The 20,187-nt window shown below is 73.3% G+C and carries 20 protein-coding genes and 1 pseudogene; 12 read left to right on the top strand and 9 right to left on the bottom strand.

All coding sequences use genetic code 11. The annotated features are described in order from the left end of the window. Positions 1-34 precede the first annotated feature (34 nt). Complete coding sequence (gene coaE / locus ACRAKJ_RS33660) at positions 35-1,171, top strand: dephospho-CoA kinase (RefSeq protein WP_438919188.1); 1,137 nt, start codon at positions 35-37, stop codon at positions 1,169-1,171. Here the strand turns inward: coaE and ACRAKJ_RS33655 are convergent. Both ACRAKJ_RS33655 and ACRAKJ_RS33650 read right to left on the bottom strand, forming a co-directional pair. Further along, entirely contained in the window at positions 1,168-1,686 is a 519-nt protein-coding gene (locus tag ACRAKJ_RS33655; RefSeq protein WP_438919189.1) for a DUF402 domain-containing protein, read from the bottom strand. The genes coaE and ACRAKJ_RS33655 overlap by 4 nt on opposite strands. Before the next feature lie 136 nt (positions 1,687-1,822). Then, entirely contained in the window at positions 1,823-2,335 is a 513-nt protein-coding gene (locus ACRAKJ_RS33650) for a DUF402 domain-containing protein (protein WP_438919195.1), read from the bottom strand. 107 nt (positions 2,336-2,442) lie between these two features. Here ACRAKJ_RS33650 and ACRAKJ_RS33645 point away from each other — a divergent pair, with 107 nt between their 5' ends. Next, a complete protein-coding gene (locus ACRAKJ_RS33645) occupies positions 2,443-3,741 on the top strand; it encodes a DUF5685 family protein (protein WP_447008790.1) in 1,299 nt (432 codons plus the stop codon). Positions 3,742-3,796: 55 nt separating this feature from the next. Further along, complete coding sequence (gene uvrB, locus ACRAKJ_RS33640; RefSeq protein ID WP_447008789.1) at positions 3,797-5,953, top strand: excinuclease ABC subunit UvrB; 2,157 nt, start codon at positions 3,797-3,799, stop codon at positions 5,951-5,953. 43 nt (positions 5,954-5,996) lie between these two features. Here the strand turns inward: uvrB and ACRAKJ_RS33635 are convergent, their stop codons facing one another. Next, positions 5,997-6,191 (bottom strand): hypothetical protein, encoded by a 195-nt coding sequence (locus tag ACRAKJ_RS33635; protein ID WP_447008788.1) that lies wholly within the window; start codon positions 6,189-6,191, stop codon positions 5,997-5,999. A 54-nt stretch (positions 6,192-6,245) separates the two neighbouring features. Between ACRAKJ_RS33635 and ACRAKJ_RS33630 the strand changes: the two are divergent. The 3 genes and pseudogenes from ACRAKJ_RS33630 to ACRAKJ_RS33620 form a co-directional block, all read left to right on the top strand. After that, positions 6,246-6,302, top strand: a pseudogene (locus tag ACRAKJ_RS33630) (hypothetical protein); the annotation flags it as partial. A gap of 115 nt (positions 6,303-6,417) precedes the next feature. Beyond that, on the top strand, positions 6,418-6,654 hold the full coding sequence (locus ACRAKJ_RS33625) for a hypothetical protein (RefSeq protein ID WP_438925223.1): 237 nt from the start codon (positions 6,418-6,420) through the stop codon (positions 6,652-6,654). Next, on the top strand, positions 6,651-6,995 hold the full coding sequence (locus ACRAKJ_RS33620; RefSeq protein WP_438925222.1) for an MmcQ/YjbR family DNA-binding protein: 345 nt from the start codon (positions 6,651-6,653) through the stop codon (positions 6,993-6,995). Before ACRAKJ_RS33625 ends, ACRAKJ_RS33620 begins: the two co-directional genes overlap by 4 nt. A gap of 52 nt (positions 6,996-7,047) precedes the next feature. On the opposite strand, the gene ACRAKJ_RS33615 is transcribed toward ACRAKJ_RS33620, so the two are convergent. Next, entirely contained in the window at positions 7,048-7,974 is a 927-nt protein-coding gene (locus ACRAKJ_RS33615) for an ABC transporter permease subunit (RefSeq protein ID WP_438925202.1), read from the bottom strand. Then, positions 7,971-10,832 carry an alpha/beta fold hydrolase gene (locus ACRAKJ_RS33610; RefSeq protein ID WP_438925203.1) on the bottom strand — a complete coding sequence of 954 codons (2,862 nt, stop codon included), beginning with the start codon at positions 10,830-10,832 and terminating at the stop codon, positions 7,971-7,973. The genes ACRAKJ_RS33615 and ACRAKJ_RS33610 overlap by 4 nt, the downstream gene beginning before the upstream one ends. 287 nt (positions 10,833-11,119) lie before the next feature. Between ACRAKJ_RS33610 and ACRAKJ_RS33605 the strand changes: the two genes are divergently transcribed. The 5 genes from ACRAKJ_RS33605 (at position 11,120) to ACRAKJ_RS33585 (ending at position 16,140) form a co-directional block, all read left to right on the top strand. Continuing rightward, positions 11,120-12,130 (top strand): TerC/Alx family metal homeostasis membrane protein, encoded by a 1,011-nt coding sequence (locus tag ACRAKJ_RS33605; RefSeq protein ID WP_438925204.1) that lies wholly within the window; start codon positions 11,120-11,122, stop codon positions 12,128-12,130. Between the two features lie 84 nt (positions 12,131-12,214). Beyond that, entirely contained in the window at positions 12,215-14,122 is a 1,908-nt protein-coding gene (locus ACRAKJ_RS33600) for an alpha/beta fold hydrolase (protein WP_438925205.1), read from the top strand. 71 nt (positions 14,123-14,193) lie between these two features. Further along, the gene (locus ACRAKJ_RS33595) at positions 14,194-14,880 is read left to right on the top strand and encodes a cyclic nucleotide-binding domain-containing protein (RefSeq protein WP_438925206.1); all 687 of its coding nucleotides are present in this window, start codon (positions 14,194-14,196) and stop codon (positions 14,878-14,880) included. Positions 14,881-14,938: 58 nt separating this feature from the next. Further along, positions 14,939-15,532, top strand: a complete 594-nt coding sequence (locus ACRAKJ_RS33590; RefSeq protein ID WP_438925207.1) for a hypothetical protein — start codon at positions 14,939-14,941, stop codon at positions 15,530-15,532. A gap of 44 nt (positions 15,533-15,576) precedes the next feature. Then, positions 15,577-16,140: a GNAT family N-acetyltransferase gene (locus ACRAKJ_RS33585; RefSeq protein ID WP_438925208.1), complete on the top strand. Its 564-nt coding sequence runs from the start codon at positions 15,577-15,579 to the stop codon at positions 16,138-16,140. A 19-nt stretch (positions 16,141-16,159) separates the two neighbouring features. Here ACRAKJ_RS33585 and ACRAKJ_RS33580 read toward each other — a convergent pair whose 3' ends face one another. Both ACRAKJ_RS33580 and ACRAKJ_RS33575 read right to left on the bottom strand, forming a co-directional pair. Then, a complete protein-coding gene (locus tag ACRAKJ_RS33580; protein ID WP_438925209.1) occupies positions 16,160-16,816 on the bottom strand; it encodes an RES family NAD+ phosphorylase in 657 nt (218 codons plus the stop codon). A gap of 162 nt (positions 16,817-16,978) precedes the next feature. Continuing rightward, the gene (locus ACRAKJ_RS33575) at positions 16,979-17,563 is read right to left on the bottom strand and encodes a DNA-binding protein (RefSeq protein ID WP_438925210.1); all 585 of its coding nucleotides are present in this window, start codon (positions 17,561-17,563) and stop codon (positions 16,979-16,981) included. A gap of 180 nt (positions 17,564-17,743) precedes the next feature. Between ACRAKJ_RS33575 and ACRAKJ_RS33570 the strand changes: the two genes are divergently transcribed. Continuing rightward, entirely contained in the window at positions 17,744-18,913 is a 1,170-nt protein-coding gene (locus tag ACRAKJ_RS33570; RefSeq protein ID WP_438925211.1) for a glycosyltransferase 87 family protein, read from the top strand. Here the strand turns inward: ACRAKJ_RS33570 and ACRAKJ_RS33565 are convergent. Then, the gene (locus ACRAKJ_RS33565; protein ID WP_438925212.1) at positions 18,900-19,712 is read right to left on the bottom strand and encodes a hypothetical protein; all 813 of its coding nucleotides are present in this window, start codon (positions 19,710-19,712) and stop codon (positions 18,900-18,902) included. The genes ACRAKJ_RS33570 and ACRAKJ_RS33565 overlap by 14 nt on opposite strands. A gap of 85 nt (positions 19,713-19,797) precedes the next feature. Then, positions 19,798-20,148: a toxin-antitoxin system YwqK family antitoxin gene (locus ACRAKJ_RS33560; protein WP_438925213.1), complete on the bottom strand. Its 351-nt coding sequence runs from the start codon at positions 20,146-20,148 to the stop codon at positions 19,798-19,800. Positions 20,149-20,187 lie beyond the last annotated feature (39 nt).

Below are 20,187 nucleotides of genomic sequence, written 5' to 3'. Positions count from 1 at the left end.
GGACCGGGCACCGCGGCCGTGGCAGGCTGACCCCATGTTGCGCGTGGGCCTCTCCGGGGGAATCGGGTCGGGCAAGTCGACGGTGGCGGGCAGGCTCGCCGAGCACGGCGCGGTGGTGGTCGACGCCGACCGGCTGGCCCGGGAGGTCGTCGAACCGGGCACGGACGGGCTGCGCGAGATCGTCGAGGCGTTCGGCGAGGACGTCGTGGAGGACGGCGCGCTCAACCGGGCCGCGCTGGCCGCGAAGGTGTTCAGCGACGACGCCGCCCGCGTCACCCTCAACGGCATCACGCACCCGAGGATCGCCGCCCGCACGGCCGAGCTGATCGCCGCCGCGCCCGAGGACGCGGTCGTCGTGCACGACGTGCCGCTGCTCGTGGAGAACGGCATGGCCCCGCTCTACCACCTCGTGCTCATCGTGCACGCCGACGTCGAGGAGCGCGTCGCGCGCCTGCGCGGTCGCGGCATGGCGGAGGACGACGCGCGCCGGCGCATCGCGGCCCAGGCCGACGACGAGCGCCGCCGCGCGGTGGCGGACGTGTGGCTGGACAACTCCGGCACGCCCGACCTGGTGCTCGCGCGGGTCGACGAGCTGTGGGCGGACCGGCTGGTGCGCTACGAGTCGAACGTGCGGTTGGGCCGGCCCGCCGCCGGGTCGCCGGTCGTCGTGCCGTACGACGACACGTGGCCGGCGCAGGCGCAACGGGTCGCGGCGCGGATCGCGGTGGTGGCGGGCGGCCGGCGGGTCGAGCACATCGGCTCCACGGCCGTGCCGGGGCTGGCCGCGGAGGACGTGCTGGGCTTCCAGCTGGGGGTCGCGTCCCCGGCCGAGGCCGCGGAGCTGGAGGACGCGCTGGCGCGGGCCGGCTTCCCGCGCCTCACACCGGGCGAGGGCGTCGTGGGAGGTGCGGGCGACCCGGAGCGGGTGCACGCGGGCGCGGACCCGGGGCGGCCGGTCGACCTGCGCGTGCGCGTCGAGGGCGGCCCGGCGTGGGAGCGGGCGGTGCGGTTCCGCGACTGGCTGCGGGCCGACGCGGCGGCGCGCGACGAGTACGCGGCGCTGAAGCCGGCGGAGGCCCGTCCGGGTGGCGCGCGCGGTGGGTCGGAGGAGTCGTGGTGGTCGGCCGCCGAGGCCCGCGCCGACGCGTTCTTCGCCGCCCGCGAGGACTAGAGCGACGGCCAGGCGTCGAAGATGCCCCGGTGGGTGAGCCAGGTCGCCAGGTCGTGGCGGTGCAGGCTCACCTCCTCCAGGGTGCGGTGCACGGTGCGCAGCGCCTGGTCGGCGTCGTCGGGGTTCAGCACGCGGCCGGCGACGGCGGCGGCGAACTCCTCGGAGCGCACGATGCGGGCCGTCGTGCCGCCGGGCACGGCCAGGCCCAGCAGGAGGTCCGTGGTGCGCCAGTGGCGGCCGTCGCGCTGCACCCGCACGGCGGACAGCACGCTGGGGCCGCTGCGCGCGTGCCGCGACCGGGGCTTGTGGTGGGTCAGCCGGAGCCCGAGCTCGGGCATCAACCAGGTGACCTCCGAATCGGAGAACGGGTCCTCCGGCGTGGGGCACTCCAGGCGCAGGCCCCAGTGCTCCACCCGGCAGGCCGACAAGTGCCGCGCCATGCCGCTGGAGTAGCTCCGAACTGCGCTGACGGTGTCGACCACGTCGACCAGCTGAGGTGTGATGACCGCTCCCACGCGACCCGAGGGTAGCCGCAGATGTGCGCCGGGTAACTGTGCGGGTCGATTCGTTATATCACGGTCTGTGGTAAGGGCGGTATCTATCCGGTGACGGACACAGGGGATGGTTGACCTGCGAGTGTCACGGTCTGTATTACCTGCGACGCCAGGTGGTGATCGTTCCCGCGGCGGCCAGCCAGCGCACGGCGTCGTACCCGTGCGCGGCGATCCCGGCCACCGCGCGGTAGGCGTTCTCCAGCGCCCACCGGGCCCGGTCCGGCCCGATGAGGCCCTCGTCGAGGGCCTGCAGCAGTTCGTCGGTGTCCAGCACGGTCACGCCGCGCCCCGTGCGCACGATGATGTCGAGGTACAGGTCGACGGTCTTCCACACCGACCCGCTGGAGCTGATCTCGACCACGTCCACGTACAGGTCGTAGTCGCGCTCGTGGCCCGGGTGCCAGGACTGCCTGGTCACGCGCAGGCCCTGGGACGGCAGCAGCCACGACTCGAAGTGCGACAGGTGCGGGTGACCGGGCACGGGCCGGAACATGTAGAGGCCGTGCTGGGTCAGGCGGTACTCGTCGACCCCCCGGAGGTGGCCCTTCGGGTCGGTGTTGCTCTTGGCGTCCAGGTCGAAGTACTCGATCTTCGGCGGGTGGATGTGCATGCGGGTCCCGGCGGAGCTCGGCGTCACATCGCGACCCTATGCAGCGGAACCCGCTGAACACTCACTTTTGTCACCCGAAAGTAGGATGATCGCTTACTCTTCCCGCCATGTTCGGCATCATCCGCCCCTGCCGCAACCGCCTGGCCCCCGACCTGCGCGAGTCGTGGTTGGCGCACCTGTGCGGCCTGTGCCTCGCGCTGCGCGACGACCACGGCCACCTGGCGCGCGTGGTCACCAACTACGACGGCCTCGTCATCTCCGCTCTCGTGGAGGCCCAGTCGGGGCGTTCGCGCAGGTCGGCGGGGCCGTGCGCGTTGCGCGGGATGCGGTCGGCGGACGTCGCGACGGGCGCGGGCGCGCGGCTGGCCGCGTCGGTGTCCCTCGTGCTCGCCTCGGCCAAGGTCGGCGACCACGTGGTCGACCGCGACGGCGTCTTCGGGCGCGCGGGCGCGCGCGTGGTGGGCAGGCAGGTCGCCCGCAGGTGGGCCGAGCAGGCCGCGAGCACCGGCCACGACCTGGGCTTCGACACCGCCGTGCTGGTGGACGCGGTCGCCCGGCAGTCGTCGGTGGAGGCGGCGGCCGGCGCCGGGACGTCCGTGCTCGCGGTGACCGAGCCGACCGAGACCGCCGCGGGGGAGGCCGTCGCGCAGACCGCCGCGCTGACCGGCCGGCCGGGCAACGCCGCGCCGCTGCGCGAGGTGGGCCGCCTCTTCGGCCGCCTGGCGCACCTGCTCGACGCCGTCGAGGACCTGGCGGGGGACCGGGCGTCCGGCGCGTGGAACCCGCTGGTCGCGATCGGGACGTCGGTGGAGGAGGCGCGCCGGCTGTGCGACGACGCCGCCATGGGCATCGGGCTCGCCCTGGCCGAGGTCGAGTTCGCCGACGACCGGCTCGTCCACGTGCTGCTGGTGCACGAGGTGCGCGAGTCGATCAGGCGCGCGTTCGGCGAGCACCACGCGCACGCGCCCGGCCACGCGCACGCGCCCGGCCACGCGCACGCGCCCGGCCACACCCCGCCGCCCGGCCGGCGTCCCGGGCCGGGCACGCACATCCCCCACCAGCACGGCGGCGTCGCGCCCCCGCCCCCGGTGCCGCCCGCGTCCGCGCCCGGCCGCAACGGCCCGCCGCCCCCGCCGAAGGGCTACCGGCGCGGGCGCGGCGACGACCCGGCCGGCTCCGGCAGCGGCCTGTGGGCCTGGCCCAAGTTGCGGCGGCCACCGGTCTCCCGGGGTCTCTTCACCGGCTGCCTGGCCGTGCTCTACCAGTGCGGCACGTGCCAGCAGTGCCTCCGCGACCCCTACCCCGGGTCGTGGAGCGGCAAGTGGCGCGAGGCGTGGTGCAACTGCGACTGCTCGGGCTGCGACGGCTGCGGCAACTGCTGCAACTGCTGCGACTGCAGCTGCTAGCGCGCCCACCTCGGGCGATGCGAAATTGTCGTACCCGGGGCGTACCTTCGTAGCCGTGGCATTCCCTACCGAGATCCCGGTCAAGGCGCACTCGTCGCACCGCCCCGTCGGTGACATCCCCCGCACCGAGGGCCGGTTCCGCGTGGTCAGCGACTACCAGCCGGCGGGCGACCAGCCGGCGGCGATCGCGGACCTGGAGCGCCGCATCCGCGGTGGGGAGAAGGACGTGGTGCTGCTCGGCGCGACCGGCACCGGCAAGTCCGCCACCACCGCGTGGCTGGTGGAGAAGGTGCAGCGGCCCACGCTCGTCATGGCGCCGAACAAGACCCTGGCCGCGCAGCTGGCCAACGAGCTGAAGGAGTTCTTCCCCGACAACGCGGTGGAGTACTTCGTCAGCTACTACGACTACTACCAGCCCGAGGCGTACATCCCGCAGACCGACACCTACATCGAGAAGGACTCGTCGGTCAACGAGGACGTGGAACGGCTGCGCCACTCGGCCACCATGAGCCTGCTGACCCGGCGCGACGTGATCGTGGTCGCCTCGGTGTCGTGCATCTACGGCCTCGGCACGCCCCAGTCCTACCTCGACCGGTCGATCCAGCTGGCGGTCGGCGGCGAGATCGAGCGCGACCTGCTGCTGCGCGCCCTGGTCGACATCCAGTACTCGCGCAACGACCTGGCGTTCAACCGCGGCACGTTCCGCGTGCGCGGCGACACGGTGGAGATCATCCCGGCGTACGAGGAGCTGGCGATCCGCGTCGAGTTCTTCGGCGACGAGATCGACAAGCTCTACTACCTGCACCCGCTGACCGGTGACGTGGTGAAGGAGGTCGAGGAGCTGCGGATCTTCCCGGCGACCCACTACGTGGCCGGGCCGGAGCGCATGGAGAAGGCGATCCGGAACATCGAGCTGGAGCTGGCCGAGCGGCTCGCCGAGCTGGAGCGCCAGGGCAAGCTGCTGGAGGCCCAGCGGCTGCGGATGCGCACCGCCTACGACGTCGAGATGATGCGCCAGGTCGGGTTCTGCAACGGCATCGAGAACTACTCGCGCCACATCGACGACCGCGCCGCCGGCACCGCGCCCGCCACGTTGATCGACTACTTCCCGGACGACTTCCTGCTGGTCATCGACGAGTCGCACGTGACCGTGCCGCAGATCGGCGGCATGTACGAGGGCGACGCGTCGCGCAAGCGCAACCTCGTCGAGCACGGCTTCCGCCTGCCCAGCGCGCTCGACAACCGCCCGCTCACGTGGGAGGAGTTCGCCGACCGCATCGGCCAGACCGTCTACCTGTCCGCGACCCCCGGCCCGTACGAGATGGGCCAGGCGGGCGGCGAGTTCGTCGAGCAGGTCATCCGCCCCACCGGCCTGGTCGACCCCGAGGTCGTGGTCAAGCCGACCGAGGGCCAGATCGACGACCTGGTCCACCAGATCCGCGTCCGGGCCGAGCGCGACGAGCGCGTCCTGGTCACCACCCTGACCAAGAAGATGGCCGAGGACCTGACGGACTACCTCCTCGAACTCGGTATCAGGGTCCGCTACCTGCACTCGGACATCGACACCCTGCGCCGCGTCGAACTGCTCCGCCAGCTGCGCCTGGGCGAGTACGACGTCCTGATCGGCATCAACCTCCTCCGTGAGGGCCTCGACCTGCCGGAGGTCTCCCTGGTCGCGATCCTCGACGCGGACAAGGAGGGCTTCCTCCGGTCGAGCACCAGCCTCATCCAGACGATCGGCCGCGCGGCCCGCAACGTCTCCGGCGAGGTCCACATGTACGCGGACCGCGTCACCGACTCGATGCGGCACGCGATCGAGGAGACCAACCGCAGGCGGGCCAAGCAGGTCGCCTACAACGAGGAACGCGGCCTCGACCCGCAGCCGCTGCGCAAGAAGATCACCGACATCCTCGAACAGGTCTACTCCGAGGCCGAGGACGCCGTCGAACCGGGCGGCTCCGGCCGCAACGCCTCGCGCGGCAAGAAGCCCACCGGCGACCCGGGCGCCTCGGGCCGCAGCTCCGGCGTGCTGGCCGACCGCGACCCGTCCACCATGGCGAGGTCCGAGCTGGCCGACCTCGTGCAGAGCCTGACCGACCAGATGATGTCCGCCGCGCGCGAGCTGAAGTTCGAGCTGGCGGGCCGGCTGCGCGACGAGATCCAGGACCTGAAGAAGGAGCTGCGCGGCATGGACGCGGCCGGGGTCAAGTAGCCCGTGCGCGGTGGCGCGCCCGGTCGCGGGCGCGCCACCGCCGTCACGACCCGACCGGCGGGTGGACCTCCTCCACCCGGTCGCGCTTCGTGACCAGGTCCCAGACCAGGTCGGCCAGGTCGGCGGTGAACGCCTCGACGTCGACGCCCTCGGCCCGCAGGCCGTCGCGCAGCGCTTCCAGCGGGCCCCGCCGCCGCGCCACCAGCGCCACGTCGTACCCCTCGCGGGCGAACCGCACCTGCGGCAGGACGCGCGGCGCAACGTCGAGAAGCTCAAGGCCGCCGCGGTCGAGGTGTTCCGGGAACGGGGCCTCGCCATACCCCTCGGGGACATCGCGGCCCGCGCGGGGGCCAGCACCGGCACGCTCTACAACCGCTTCGGCAGCCGCGAGGCGCTCATCGACGCCGTCCTGCCCGACCTCGTGGCCGCCGACCTCGGGCAGGTCCTCGACCGCGTCCGCGCGGGTGGTCCAGGACGCCCAGCGCGACGGGTCGCTGCGCGCCGACCTCGCGCCCGGCGACCTGTTCGTGGTGTTCTGGTCCCACGCCCAGCTGGTCCGCGCCACCCACGCGACCGCGCCCGACGCCTGGCGCCGCAACCTGGCGATCTTCCTCGACGGCGCGCACGCCGGGGCGGCCCGCGAGCTGCCCGTCGGTCCGGACGCCCTGCCCGACCCCGCGACCCTGGAGGAACCGTCATGACCCTCGACGAGGTCATCGCCCACTGCCTCGCCAAGCCCGGCGCGGAGGAGACCTACCCGTGGGGCGAGTCCGAGCTGGTGTGCAAGGTCGGCGGCAAGGCGTTCGCGTTCATCGGGCTCGTCGAGCACACGGTGGGCGTCAAGTGCGGGACCGACGCCGAGGACGCGGCGGCGTGGCGGGAGCGGTACCCCGGTGACATCGCGGTCAGCGCCTACGTCGGCCGCTACGGCTGGAACCGCGTCGACCTCGCGGGCGCGGTGCCGGACGACGAGCTGCTGGAGCTGCTCGACGGGTCCTACGACGCCGTCGTCGCCGGGCTGCCGAAGAAGAAGCGGCCATGAGGAGGGGGTGCCGGGAAGATCCCCGACACCCCCTCCGAACAGCGGGAAGACCTCAGCTGGTGATGTCCTTCGTGGCGAACTTGCGCGCCGCCATGAGGGTGAAGAACGCCCCGAACGCGAGCGCCGAGAACGTCCCCATCGCCATCTGCGACCAGTCCACGTCGGTGGACAGCAGGTCGACCCACGCCAGCGCGTAGTGCGTCGGCAGGTAGTTCCGCAGGTCCTCCAGGGCGGTGATCTGGTCGAGGATCTGCGACAGGATCGACGCCAGCACCGCGCCGCCGACCGCGCCCAGCGGCGCGTCGGTCGACACCGACAGGTACAGCGCCAGCCCGGCCACCCAGAACAGGTGGATCGCGATGTAGACGACCGCCAGCGCGATGCCGAGGACGCCGTCGCCGAACGGCGCGGCCTCACCCGTGGGGGAGACCAGTTCGCCCGCCCCGTACCAGGCCACGCCGACGCCCAGCGCCACCGCGGGCAGCAGGACCAGCGCGAACAGCGACAGCAGCCCCGACGCGAGCGCCTTCTGCCGCAGCAGCCGGTGCCGCGGGACGGGCGCCGCCAGCAGGTACTTCAACGACGACCACGACGCCTCCGACGCGATGGTGTCGCCGAAGAACAGCGCGACGATCATCGGCAGCAGGAAGCTCCCGGACACGAACAGCGTGAGGATCACGAAGTTCACGCCGCTGGCCGTGGCCAGGTCGACGAACCCGCCGGACCGGCGGTTGGCCTGCGACTCGCCGATCTCGAACGCCACCACCAGGATGAACGGCAGCAGGACGAGGAAGCCGAGCACGAGCTGGGTCCGCCGCCGGCGCAGCTGCCGGGCCAGCTCGACCCGCAGCGGCAGCGTCCGCCCGGCCCGGTAGCCCACCTTCGAGCCGTCCGGGGCGACGGAGGAGTGCTCCGCCGCCGCCGCGTTCGTCAGGTCGGCGATGGCCGACGGGTCGGTGTGCACGCCGTTGGTATTCATTCGCCCACCAGTTCCAGGAACGCGTCTTCCAGCTTCCGCCGCGGACCGGCCTGGTCCACCGCCACGCCCGCCGTCACGAGGGCCTCCAGCGCGGACGCGCGGGGCGTGCCGTTGAGGCCGGCGTGGACCTGGTCGCCGTCCACGCTCACGTCGTGCACGCCGGCCAGGCCGCGCAGCACGTCGGCCGCCTCCTCGGGGCGGTCGACCCGGAAGCTGGCCTCGCCGCCGCCCGTCGCGATCTCCTCGACCGGGCCGGCGGCGACCAGGGTGCCCTTGTGCATCACGACGACGTGGGAGCACGTCTGCTCGACCTCGGCGAGCAGGTGGGAGGACACCAGCACGGTGCGCCCCGCCCCCGCGTAGCGGCGCAGCACCTCGCGCATCTGGTGGATCTGGGGCGGGTCGAGCCCGTTGGCCGGCTCGTCGAGCACCAGCAGGTCCGGCAGGCCGAGCATGGCCTGCGCGATGGCCAGCCGCTGCCGCATGCCCTGGCTGTAGGTCCGCACGCGCCGGTTCACCGCGTTGCCCAGGCCCGCGATCTCCAGGGCCTCCTCGACGTGCGCCTGCTCCGCCGGGCGGCCGGTGGCCGCCCAGTACAGCCGCAGGTTGGCCGCGCCGGACAGGTGCGGCAGGAAGCCGGAGCCCTCGACGAACGACCCGATGCGCGACAGCACCGGTGCACCGGGGTGCACCTTGTGCCCGAACACCCGGATGCCGCCCTCGCTGGGCCGGATCAGCCCCATGAGCATCCGCAGCGTGGTGGTCTTGCCCGCGCCGTTGGGGCCGAGCAGGCCGAGGACCTGGCCGTGCTCCACCCGGAACGACAGGTCCTTCACCGCGGTCAGCCCGCCGGGGTAGGACTTGGTCAGGCCCTCGATGACGAGCGGCACCGACTCCAGCGACGGGTCGACGTCGGCCGACAGCCTGCGCCGGAACCAGGCGACCACGGCCGCGATCACGCACACGACCAGCACGACCGCGATGCCCCACAGGGCGGTGGTCGGCACGTCGCTGGTCGCGTTCACGCCCGCCACCACCGGCACGGACAGCGTCGGGACCGCCAGCGACACGCGGTACGCGGCGGGCTCGGTGGCGTTGGCGTACGCCTGGTCGGTGGTGGACACGACGACCTGGAAGCGGTGGTCGCTCTCCACCGGCCGCACCGCGCCGGGCAGCGTCACGGTCACGTCGACCGGCGTGCCGTCGGCGGGCAGGGACGCGATCCGCACGGGGGCCACGGCCGAGCCGGGCAGCGTGCGCACGCCGTTGGCGTCCGCGTCGTACAGCTTCACGTACAGCACGGCGCCCTCGGCGGGCACCGGCTGGCCGGGCACCGCGGCGACCCGCAGCCGCACGGTGGACGCGCCGGTCAGCAGCGTCTGGGCGGTCTGCGGCTCGCTCTGGAACACGGCGGACTGGCCGGGCAGGTCGAGCGAGAGCCGCGAGGACAGCGAGCTGGACCGCGACACGATCGACCCGAGGCCGGGCAGGCTGGACACGGCGGCCGGGTTGCCGCCCGCCGGGTTGACCACGACCTGCTCGCGCCCGGACAGCGCCACGTCGGTGCGCGCCACGGGCGAGGTGCCCGCCAGGCCCGGGTAGGCCGGGGCGACGACGGTGCGCAGCGCGGGGGTGCCGCTGCTGCGGAACGCGCCCGCCACCGTGTACTCGAAGCTGGTGCCGGGGTCGGTCCCCTCGCCGCGCAGGTGGAAGTCGAGCCAGTCGGCGATCTGCCCGCGCAGCTCGGGGCCGGGGGAGCCGCCGTCGTGGCCGCCGGAGTACCAGACGACCTTCACCTTGGCGCCGTTGGCGGCGATCTGGCGGGCGTTGGCGTCGGCCTGGTCGAGGCCGAACAGGGTGTCCTGCTCGCCCTGCACGATCATCGTGGGCTGGGTGATCTTGTCGGTCACCGCGACGGGGGACGAGCGGCGCAGCAGCTCCAGCGTCTGCGGCCCGGCCTTGCCGGTGGTGGCGACCTCGGTGTACGCGGCGCACACGTCGGCCTGGAACCGGCCGCACGCCCCGGTCACGGGACCGGGGGGCCGGCCCTCGCCCTGCTGCTGGGCCGGGGGCGCCTGGGTGGCGGCCGCGGCGGCGGCGCCCAGGTTGTCGTCGTCCTCCTGGCCGGGTTCGACGGCCTCCTGGCCCGGGTTGGCGGCGTCCGCGCCGGACAGGCCGGCGGAGAAGAAGATGCCCGCCCACGAGCGCTTGAACACGCCGTTGTCGGCGAACGCGCCCGGCGAGGCCGTGCTCGCGTCGACCGCGTCCGGTCGCGCCGAGTTCGGCAGCAGCGCCTGGGCCAGGTCGTTGTAGGTGATCACCGGCGCGATGGTGTCCACGCGCGGGTCCACGCCGGCCAGCGACAGCGCCAGCGCGCCGCCGTAGGAGCCGCCGGTGACGCCGACGCGCGGGTCCCCGCCGCCGTCGGTCACGACCTCCTCGCGGGTGGCCAGCCAGTCGAGGAGCTTCTGCGCGTCGCGGACCTCGTGGTCCAGCGAGTTCAGCGCGATCTGCCCGGTGCTGCGGCCGAAGCCGCGGGCGGAGTAGGCCAGCACGACGAAGCCGCGCTGCGCCAGTTCGGTCGCCTGACCGGCTACGCCCTGCTTGCTCCCGCCGAAGCCGTGCGGGAGCAGGACGGCCGGGGCGGGCGTGCGTTCGGGCAGGTACAGGGTGGTGTCGATCTGCACGGTGCGGTCGCTGTCCGGACTTTCCGGCACGTCGATCACCGCGTCGCGGGTGCTCACCGGGGCTGGTTCGTCGCCCCCGCGCGTCCAGACCACGACAGCAGCCAGCAAGGCTGCTACGAGGACCAGCGCGGGGAGCGACCACCTGCCGCGGAGGCGGTTGAGGGAGGCCACGGCACGACCTTAGGCGCGCACGCCTGAGAACGGTGTGTGAGCAGGGGGTCCGACTCTCAGCGAATCACCCGAAAACGACGAAATGGGTGCCCCTGATCACCCCGAGTGGCGCGGGAGGGGGGTTATGCGTGAGACTATCCGCAGGTGGAGGGGAGTACTCCCTAACGCGGTGGTGTCGTCAGCACGGAATCCGGCGTGGGGTTCCCGGTGCCACCGGTCGGCTGGTCCAGTCGGCGGAGGAGACCTCCGGTCATTGGCGTGCGCGCGGTGTACCGGAGGGTGTCTCGATGTCTGTTCCTGTGTGGCTGTGGTTCGCCACGATCGCCGGCCTGGTGGTGCTGCTGGCCATCGACCTCTTCATCGTCGACCGCAAACCGCACGAGGTCACCATCGGCGAAGCGGGCCGCTGGGTGATCTTCTACGTCGGCGTCGCGGTCCTGTTCGGCCTCGGCATCTGGTACTTCTCGGGCGGCACGTACGCGGGCGAGTTCTTCGCCGGGTACATCACCGAGTACTCGCTGAGCGTCGACAACCTCTTCATCTTCCTGATCATCATGACCACCTTCAAGGTGCCCGCGATCCACCAGCACAAGGTGCTGCTGATCGGCATCCTGATGGCGCTGGTCATGCGCGGCATCTTCATCGCGGTCGGCGCGGCGGTCATCGCGCAGTTCAGCTGGGTCTTCTACCTCTTCGGCGCGTTCCTGATCTACACCGGCTACAAGCTGGCGTTCACGAACCACGACGACGACGGCGAGGAGTACAAGGAGAACGTCGCCACGCGGGTCGTGCGCAAGGTCTACCCGGTCACCGACCGCTACCACGGCGGCGACTCGTTCGTGAAGATCGACGGCAAGCGCTTCGTCACGCCGATGTTCATCGTCATCGTGGCCATCGGCACCACGGACCTGCTGTTCGCGCTCGACTCGATCCCGGCGATCTTCGGCCTCACCAAGGAGCCGTTCCTGGTCTTCTCGGCCAACGCGTTCGCGCTCATGGGCCTGCGCCAGCTGTACTTCCTGCTCGGCGGCCTGCTGAACAAGCTGGTGTACCTGTCGATCGGCCTGTCGGTGATCCTCGGCTTCATCGGCGTGAAGCTGATCCTGGAGGCGCTGCACACCAACTCGCTGCCGTTCCTCAACGGCGGTGAGCCGCTGCACGTGCCGACCATCGGCATCGAGCTGTCGCTGTCGGTGATCATCGGCGTGCTGGCCATCACCACCATCGCCAGCCTGATCAAGGTGAAGCGCCACCCGGAGGCGGCGCTGCACACGGGCGCGGACAAGCCCGCGGAGTAGTCGTCCGGGCCGTTCGGGTGACGTTCTGTGAGCGTCAATAACTCGTACGCTTTGCTAAGGACCTGTCCGGTACCGTGCTGAGGCGTGCGCCCCGATGACTTGCAGCAGCTGACCACCCCCGGCTCCGTGTCGGTGCGGGGTGACCTCGTCCTGGTGAACGTCACCACCCCGGACGTCGCCTCGAACACCTACCGGGGCGGGCTGCACCGCGTGCCCCTCGACGGTGGCGGCGCGCGGCGCTGGACGTGGGCGGAACGCGACCTGGCCCCCCGGATCTCCCCGGACGGGCGCTGGGTCGCGTTCCTGCGCGTCGCCCGGAAGGGCGCGGCGCCGCAGCTGCACGTCATGCCCGCGGACGGCGGCGACGCGCGGGCGCTGACCGACCTGCCGCTGGGCGCGGGCGCGCCGGTGTGGGCGCCCGACTCGCGGCGGCTCGCGTTCACCGCCCGCGTGCCCGAGGCCGGCCGCTACGGGACGCCGGTCGGCGACGGCGACGAGGCCCCGTCACCGGACGCCGAGGCGCCCCGCCACATCACCCGGCTCGACTACCGGATCGACGACGTCGGCTTCACCACCGACCGGCACACCCGGCTGTTCACCGTCGACGCGCTCGACCCGGGCGCCTCGCCGGTCGAGCTGACCGACGGGGCGTTCGCCGCGACCGAGCCGGCGTGGAGCGCCGACGGCGACTCGCTCGTGTTCGTCGCCGACCGCGACCTCGGCGCGACCGAGACCGTCTACAACGACCTGTACTCGGTGCCCGCGGCGGGCGGCGCGCCCACGCTGCTGGTCGCCTCCGAGGGGCAGGTCGCGCTCCCGGTGGCGCTGCCCGGCGGCGGCGTCCTGTTCTACGGCACCGAGTTCCCCGGCGGGCACGGCGTGGCCCGCAACCTCGGCCTGTGGCGGTTCGACGGCGCCGGGCTCGTGCGCCTCACCGACACCGAGACCGTGGACTGCGAGAAGGCCGCCGGCGCGCCCGTGGTCACCGACGCCGGCGTGCTCGTGGCCGTGCGCAACCGGGGCGCGGTGGAGCTGCGGCGCGTGCCGCTCGACACCCCCGGCGCCGTGCTCGACGACCTCGAACTGCTCGCCGGCGACCGCGCCGAGGTCAGGTCCTTCGCCGCGGACGGCGACGTGACCGTGGCCGTGGTCTCCACCGCGGACAACCCCGGCGAGGTCGTGCGGGTCGGCGGCGACGTGCTCACCGACCTCGGCTCCACCGTGCCGCTGCGGCCCTCCGTCGAGCTGACCGGCAGCGCGCCCGACGGCTACCCGGTGCACGGCTGGCTCGTCCTGCCCGAGGGCGAGGGGCCGCACCCCGTCGTGCTCGCCGTGCACGGCGGCCCGTTCATGTACCACGGCTGGGGCTTCTTCGACGAGGCCCAGGTCTACGCGGCGGCCGGCTACGCGGTCGTGCTGCCCAACCCGCGCGGGTCCGCCGGGTACGGCCAGGCGCACGGCCAGGCCGTGGTCGGTGCGTTCGGCACCGTCGACGTGGACGACGTGCTCGCGGTGCTCGACGTCGCCCTGGAGCGGCCCGACCTGGACGCCGGCCGGGTCGGCGTGATGGGCGGCTCCTACGGCGGCTTCATGACCTCGTGGCTCGCCGCGCACCACGGCGAGCGGTTCCGGGCGGCGTGGAGCGAGCGCGCCGTCAACGCGTGGGACTCGTTCGCCGGGTCCTCCGACATCGGCTGGTTCTTCACCGACGCCTACTGCGGGCCGGGCCTCGCGGAGCAGCGCGCGATGAGCCCGCTGACCTACGCCGAGAAGATCACCATGCCCTTCATGGTGGCGCACTCCGAGCACGACTGGCGCTGTCCGCTGGAGCAGGCCCAGCGCCTGTACGTGGCCCTGCGCCGCAACGGCGTCGAGGCCGAGATGCTGCTGTTCCCCGGCGAGGGCCACGAGCTGACCCGCTCCGGCAAGCCCCGCCACCGCGAGCAGCGGTTCGACCACGTCCTCGCCTGGTGGGGCCGCCACCTGGGCTGAACCACGGGAAATCCCGGGTCCCGGGCGGTGGTGGGCGGCAGACTGGTCCCTTGCGGAGGAGGTCGAACGCCATGGTGAACCCGTTGCCCGGACCCACCGGGACCTACCTGGAGACGCTGCCCGACGCCGCCCGGGGCGCGCTGCTCACCCTCGGCGCGTCCCGCACCTACCGGCGCGGGACGCCCCTGATGCGCGAGGGCGACCTGTCCGACCACGTGGTGGTGATCGAGCAGGGCCTGGTGAAGGCCACCGTCACCCTGGAGAACGGTCGGGTCGCGCTGCTCAACATCAAGGTGGGCGGCGACCTGATCGGCGAGATGGCGCTGATCACCGGCGAACCGCGGTCGGCGACCGTGACCGCGTGCGTCGACAGCCGCGTGCGGGTGGTCCCGGCCGCGGCCTTCACCCGGTTCCTCACCGACTTCCCGGCCGCGCACTTCGCCCTGGACCGGACGATCGTGCGCACCATGCGGTGGGGCGAGCAGCGGCGCACCGACTTCAGCGGCTACCCGGCGGCGACGCGGCTGGCCCGCGTCCTGGTGTACCTCGCCGACGCCTACGGCCGGAAGGCGGTCGGCGGCGTCATGCTCAAGCTCGGCCTCACCCAGGGCGAGATCGGGTCGCTGGTGGGGGTCGAGGAGGACACCGCCCGGCGGGAGTTCCGGACGCTGCGCGACCGGGAGGCCATCACCGTGGGGTACCGGTCGGTGACGATCGTCGACCGCGACCGGTTGCGCGAGATCGGCGAACTGCTGTGAAACGGGAAACCCGGTGATAGCCCTACTTCCCGGGGCCGGGGGGCGGGATGCTGCACCGGTGACGCTGGACATGGTGACGCCGCTGCACGGACTGGTCTACCGCCTCGTGGTAGCGGTCGACGTGGAGGGGTACAGCAAGCTCGACGCGCTCGACCAGTCCCTGGTCCAGGCGCGGCTGAGCGACGTGCTGGACGTGGCGGCCCGCAACGCCGGGCTGGACCGCGACCTGTGGTACCGGCAGGTGCGGGGTGACGGCGAACTGGCCGTGCTGCCCGCCGACGCCGACGCCGCGTGGGTGGTCGCCCGCTTCACCGAGCAGCTGGCGCGCGCCCTGGCCGACCTCAGGGCGGCGGGCACCCCGCTGCGGATGCGCTTGGCGATGCACTGCGGCCCGCTCACGGCGGGCGCGTTCGGGTTGGTGGGCGACGCCCCGATCGTCACGTGCCGGCTGCTGGACGCGAAGGTGGTGCGGGAGGAGCTCGCGGGCTCCGACGACGACCTCGTGCTGGTGATCTCCGACCGCCTGTTCGCCGACGTCGTGCGCACCCGGTTCCACGACCTGGACCCGTCCCGGTTCCGGCCGACGCGCTTCCGGGTCAAGAGCACCTGGTACGCCGGGTACCTGTGCCCGGTCGCCCCCGCACGCGCTTGACCGAAAGCTAGCGGACGGCGAGCCGGTTGCGGCACGCTCTCCCGATGCAGTGGACCGTGCGGGCCGGGCGGCCCGACGACGCGCCCGAGATCGCCAGGATCAACGTGGACGCCTGGCAGCACTCCTACCGGGGGATCGTGGACGACCCGGTGCTGGACCGGATGCTCCCGGAGAGCAGGCTCCCGGCGTGGGCGCGGGTGCTGCGGCTGCCCGAACCCAGCCGCGTGTTCGTCGCGGTCGAGGAGGGCACGGGCCGGATCGGCGCCTACTGCGCGGTCGACGCGGTGCGCGAGAACACCGACGCGCACCCCGACCTGCACACCGGCGAGCTGGTGGCGATCTACGCCGACCCCCGGTTCCGCGGCACGGGCGCGGGCCACGAGGTGCACGAGGCGGGCGTGCGCCACCTGCTCGACCAGGGTTTCCGGTACGCGGTCCTGTGGGTCTTCCAGGACAACGCGCGCAGCCGGGCGTTCTACGAGGCGCACGGGTGGCGGCACGACGGGCTGGTCCACCGCTACGAGCTGGGCGAGCAGGAGCTGCCCGAGGTCCGCTACGGCCGGTTCCTGTCCGCGCCCCGGCGCCGGGGCCGCCAGATGAGCCTGTGACCCCGGCCGGACCGGCGGCTCAGCCGAGCAGCGTGTAGTTCAGCTCGTCGCACACGCGGCCCAGGGGCAGGTCCAGGCCGGGGTGCTCCAGCGGCAGCAGCACGTCGGGCGAGACGGGCAGGCCGGTCGCCGCGGGCGGGTCCCACAGGCACACCGCCGGCGCGCCCGAGTCCATCGACGACCGGTACCACAGCCCGTCCAGCTCCGGGTAGGCCGCGCGGATCGCCCGCGCCCACTGCCGGGTCATGTGCTTGGGCCCGGAGCTGATCTCCTGCGAGGCGCCCACCCTGGTGGGCCACAGCCCGACCAGGTCGAGCAGCCGCAGCGTCCGCCGCGGTCGCATCACCACCAGGAACGGGCTGCGCGTGCGCCGGTCCACCACCGACGTCGCCTGGAACACCTCGGCCACCGACGTGCGCACGGTGAGGCCGAAGTAGAGCACGCCCTGGTCGTGGGCGTGCGCGGGCGCCCCGTCGGGCGACGGCGGGTGCGTGTCGAAGCGGGCGTGCGCCAGCGGCCCGGTGTAGCGGAAGCTGTTCCAGCGCTGCGGGTGCAGGCCCTTGGCGGCGAAGATCCGCACCAGGCGGGTCGCCCGGTGGACCGCCACGACGTCCTCGGTGCGGCGGAGGCTCGCTTGGAGCACGGCGGGAGCGGGCGGCTGGGGGAGCCGTGACATGCGCGTCCAGTGTCTCGGGGACCGGGGGATCGCGGGACGCGTGGTCCCGCGGGTGGCCCCGGGCGGGTGCGGCCGGGGCGGTGCGCCCCGGGCGGGGGCGTTCCCGGGTGGGCGTGCCTCGGGCGGGTGCCTCGGGCGGGGTGCGCCTCAGGCGGGGGTGTCTCAGGCGGGGGTGCCGAGCTGCGCGGCGAGCGCGGTCACGCGGCGGGGGTCGCCGCCGGCCAGCAGCCACTCGCGGGGCGAGGTCGGCTCGTCGTCGACGAGCAGGTCCTCCTGCGGGGTCGTCATGAACCCGGCCACGACCAGCGCGGGCTGGTCGGCGGGCACGGCGGCCAGCACGGCCTCCAGGCCCGGCAGCACGCCGTCGCCGGCGAACTGCCACGCGGGCAGCCGCCAGCTGCCCCGGTCCTTCCAGCCGACGAGGCGGCCCACGCCGAGCCGGTGCCGGATGCGGCTCGTGTCCACGCCCAGCTGGCGGGCCGCGTCGGCGACGGTCATCGCCGAGTCGCGCAGCACCGCGTGCGCCACCACCGTCCGCGCGCGCCCCTGGTCGTCGGCGGTGCGGTGAGGTGCGAGGTCGAGGCCGACCTCCACCAGCGCGTCGCGCTGGTCCGGTGGGAAGTAGCTGCCCGGGTCCGGGTGCGGAGGGGCGAGCCTCTTGGCGGCGTCGGCGACGAGGGACAGGAACTCGTCGGGGGTGACCTGAAGACCTGCCTTGGCCAACACCGCCTCAAGCGCGGGACTCATGCGCACAGGGTATCCCGGGCGTGCGCTTTTGTGCGCACATGTAACTCGAATGTCGGCAGTTGTGAACGCAGCGCACACAGCACACCACTCTACGTAAACGAACGAGGTGGGGCACGGTGACCTGGGACTCACCCGGCCGCTGGATACGATGCCGCCGGATGAGAGGGCGGGGGTGGTCCGGTGGTGGTACCGGCGCGGGTGGACAAGAGGGTGGCCGGGGTGGCCGTCCTGTGGGCGGGGGCGGTCGTGACCGCGCTCGTCGTGGTCCTCGGCCGCTCCGGCGGTGACATCGGCCTGCTCGACCTGCGCGTCTACCGCACCGGCGGCGAGGCGTGGCTGGAGGGCGTCCGGCTGTACTCGGACGGCTTCCCGAAGCCCCTGGACGGCCCGTCGTTCCCGTTCACCTACCCGCCGCTGGCCGCGTTCCTGTTCAGCCCGCTCGCGCTCGTGCCGTGGCCCGCCGCCGTGCTGATCTGGACCGCCGTCGGGCTCGCGCTGCTCACCGGCGTCTGCCTGGTCACCGCCGAGCACGCCTACGGCCGCACGCACCGCGCCCTGCTGGTCGGCCTCGGCGTGGCCCTCGGGTCGCTGCTGCTCGAACCCGTCACCGCGACGCTCGACTTCGGGCAGATCAACCTCGTGCTGCTCGGCCTGGCCGGGCTCGACTGCCTGCTGCCCCGGACCCGCTGGCCGCGCGGCCTGCTCATCGGCCTCGCCGCCGCCGTCAAGCTCACGCCGCTGGTGTTCGTGCTGTTCTTCCTGCCGCGCAGGCAGATCAGGCCCGTCGTCACGGCGGTCGCGTCGTTCGTCGGCTTCGGCCTCGTCGGCTTCGCCGTCGCGCCGACCGACAGCAAGGAGTACTGGTTCCACGCGCTGCTCGACCCGGGCCGCGTCGGCGGTCTCGACTACGTGGCCAACCAGTCGCTGCGCGGCCTGGTCAACCGGTGGGGCTTCACCGGCACCGCCGAGTCCGGCCTGTGGGTGGCGCTGTGCCTGGCCGCGGTCGCGCTCGTGTGGGTCGCGGTGGCGCGGTCGGGCGAGGACCGGGTCGGCGCGTTCCTCGCCGTCGCCGTCGGCGGCCTGCTCGTGTCGCCCGTGTCGTGGACGCACCACTGGGTGTGGGTCGTGCCCGCGATCGCCTACCTGCTGCACCGGTCGTGGCCGTGGGCCGCCGCCGTCGCGCTCCTCTTCTGGCTCGGGCCGATGTGGTACGTGCCGTACGAGGACAAGCTGGAGCAGACCTGGAACTGGTGGCAGCAGGTCGTCGGCAACGCCTACGTCTGGGCGGGGCTCGCCGCGCTCGTCGTGCTGGCGCTCAGGCCACGCCCCGCGGCGGTCACGGCCCCGTGATCAGCGCGACCGCGCGGTCGCGGGTGGCCTCGTCCACCTCGCCCACGCGGAAGCCGCGGGCCACGATGTGCGCCACCAGCTCCGGCTCCGGCGGCAGGCCGTGCTTGCGCAGGTAGTGCGGCACCGCCCCGGCCCACACCCACGTCCCGTCGGTGCGGAAGTTCAGCGGCACGTCCACCTCGGCGGGCGCGAACTCGTCCACGTCGAGGTTCCGCGCGGCCAGCACCACCGGCGCGCCCTCCAGGTAGGTGAGCAGCGCCTCGCCCAGCTGCCGGTCGATCGCCTGCCGGTTCACCACCGGGCGGCCCGCGTCGTCGCGGCCGTCGTACACGTGCGCGGTGCGCAGCTCCCGCTGCCGCGGCGGCAGGCCCACGCGCTGCCGCAACCAGTCGGGCACGCGGTCGTCGTGCCGGGGGAACGTGCGCAGCTCGTCCTGGAAGCCGATCACCGGCGGCGCGTTGCGCCAGCGCGGCTCGTCCTCGGCGTTGAAGTCCACGGAGAACGACGCGGGCGCATCGATCTCGTACACCGCGCTCAGCCACGTGCCCCGGTCCGGCTGGTGCATCCCCGCCCGCAGCTGCCCGAACAGCTGCACCACGTCCAACGGGGGCCGCACCGGCCGCCACTGCCCGTCCGGTCCGGCGAACGCCAGGTCGACCTCGATGTGCCTGCCCGCCGCCCGGTACTCGGCGCGGATGCGCTGCCACCCCGGGGGCAGCGCCGGCAGCATGGCGCGGCCGATCTGCTTGACGAGCCTGCTCTGCTCCTCCTCGGACAGCGGTGTGGCTGGCTGGCTCATGCGTCGAACACCCTTTCGGCTCCCCCCGACACGGTGCGCTGATCTTAACGGCCACGACACACCGCCGGGGTCCGGTCGGGACAGCTCAGCCCCCGTCCCCGACCGGCGCGCCCCGCTCGTCCCACCGCTCGACCTGCTCGGGCCGACCGCTGTCGGAGAACACGTGGTGGGCGGCCGACCGCCCGTCCGGGTACCACTCGTACCAGTCGCCGACAGCGACGCCCATGTGGGTCCAACCCCTGGACCTGAGCCGCCCATCGGGGTGGTACTCCTCCTGAAGACCGCTGCTGATGCCCTCGAAGTAGCTGTTCGACCCCACCAGGCGGCCGTTCCCGTCGCGGTGCTCGACCTCGCCGGTGAACGGCCCGTCGTCGTGGCAGACCCGCTGGGCGTCGTCCACGTACGTGTCCGACTCGTCGACGCGCACGATCGTCACGGTGCGGAGCCCCCTCGTTCCCGGTGCCCTGGTCTTCGC

Source organism: Saccharothrix sp. DSM 118769, assembly GCF_052936295.1.
Note: the sequence above shows the minus strand (reverse complement) of the source record. Positions and strands in the feature narration are given on the sequence as shown.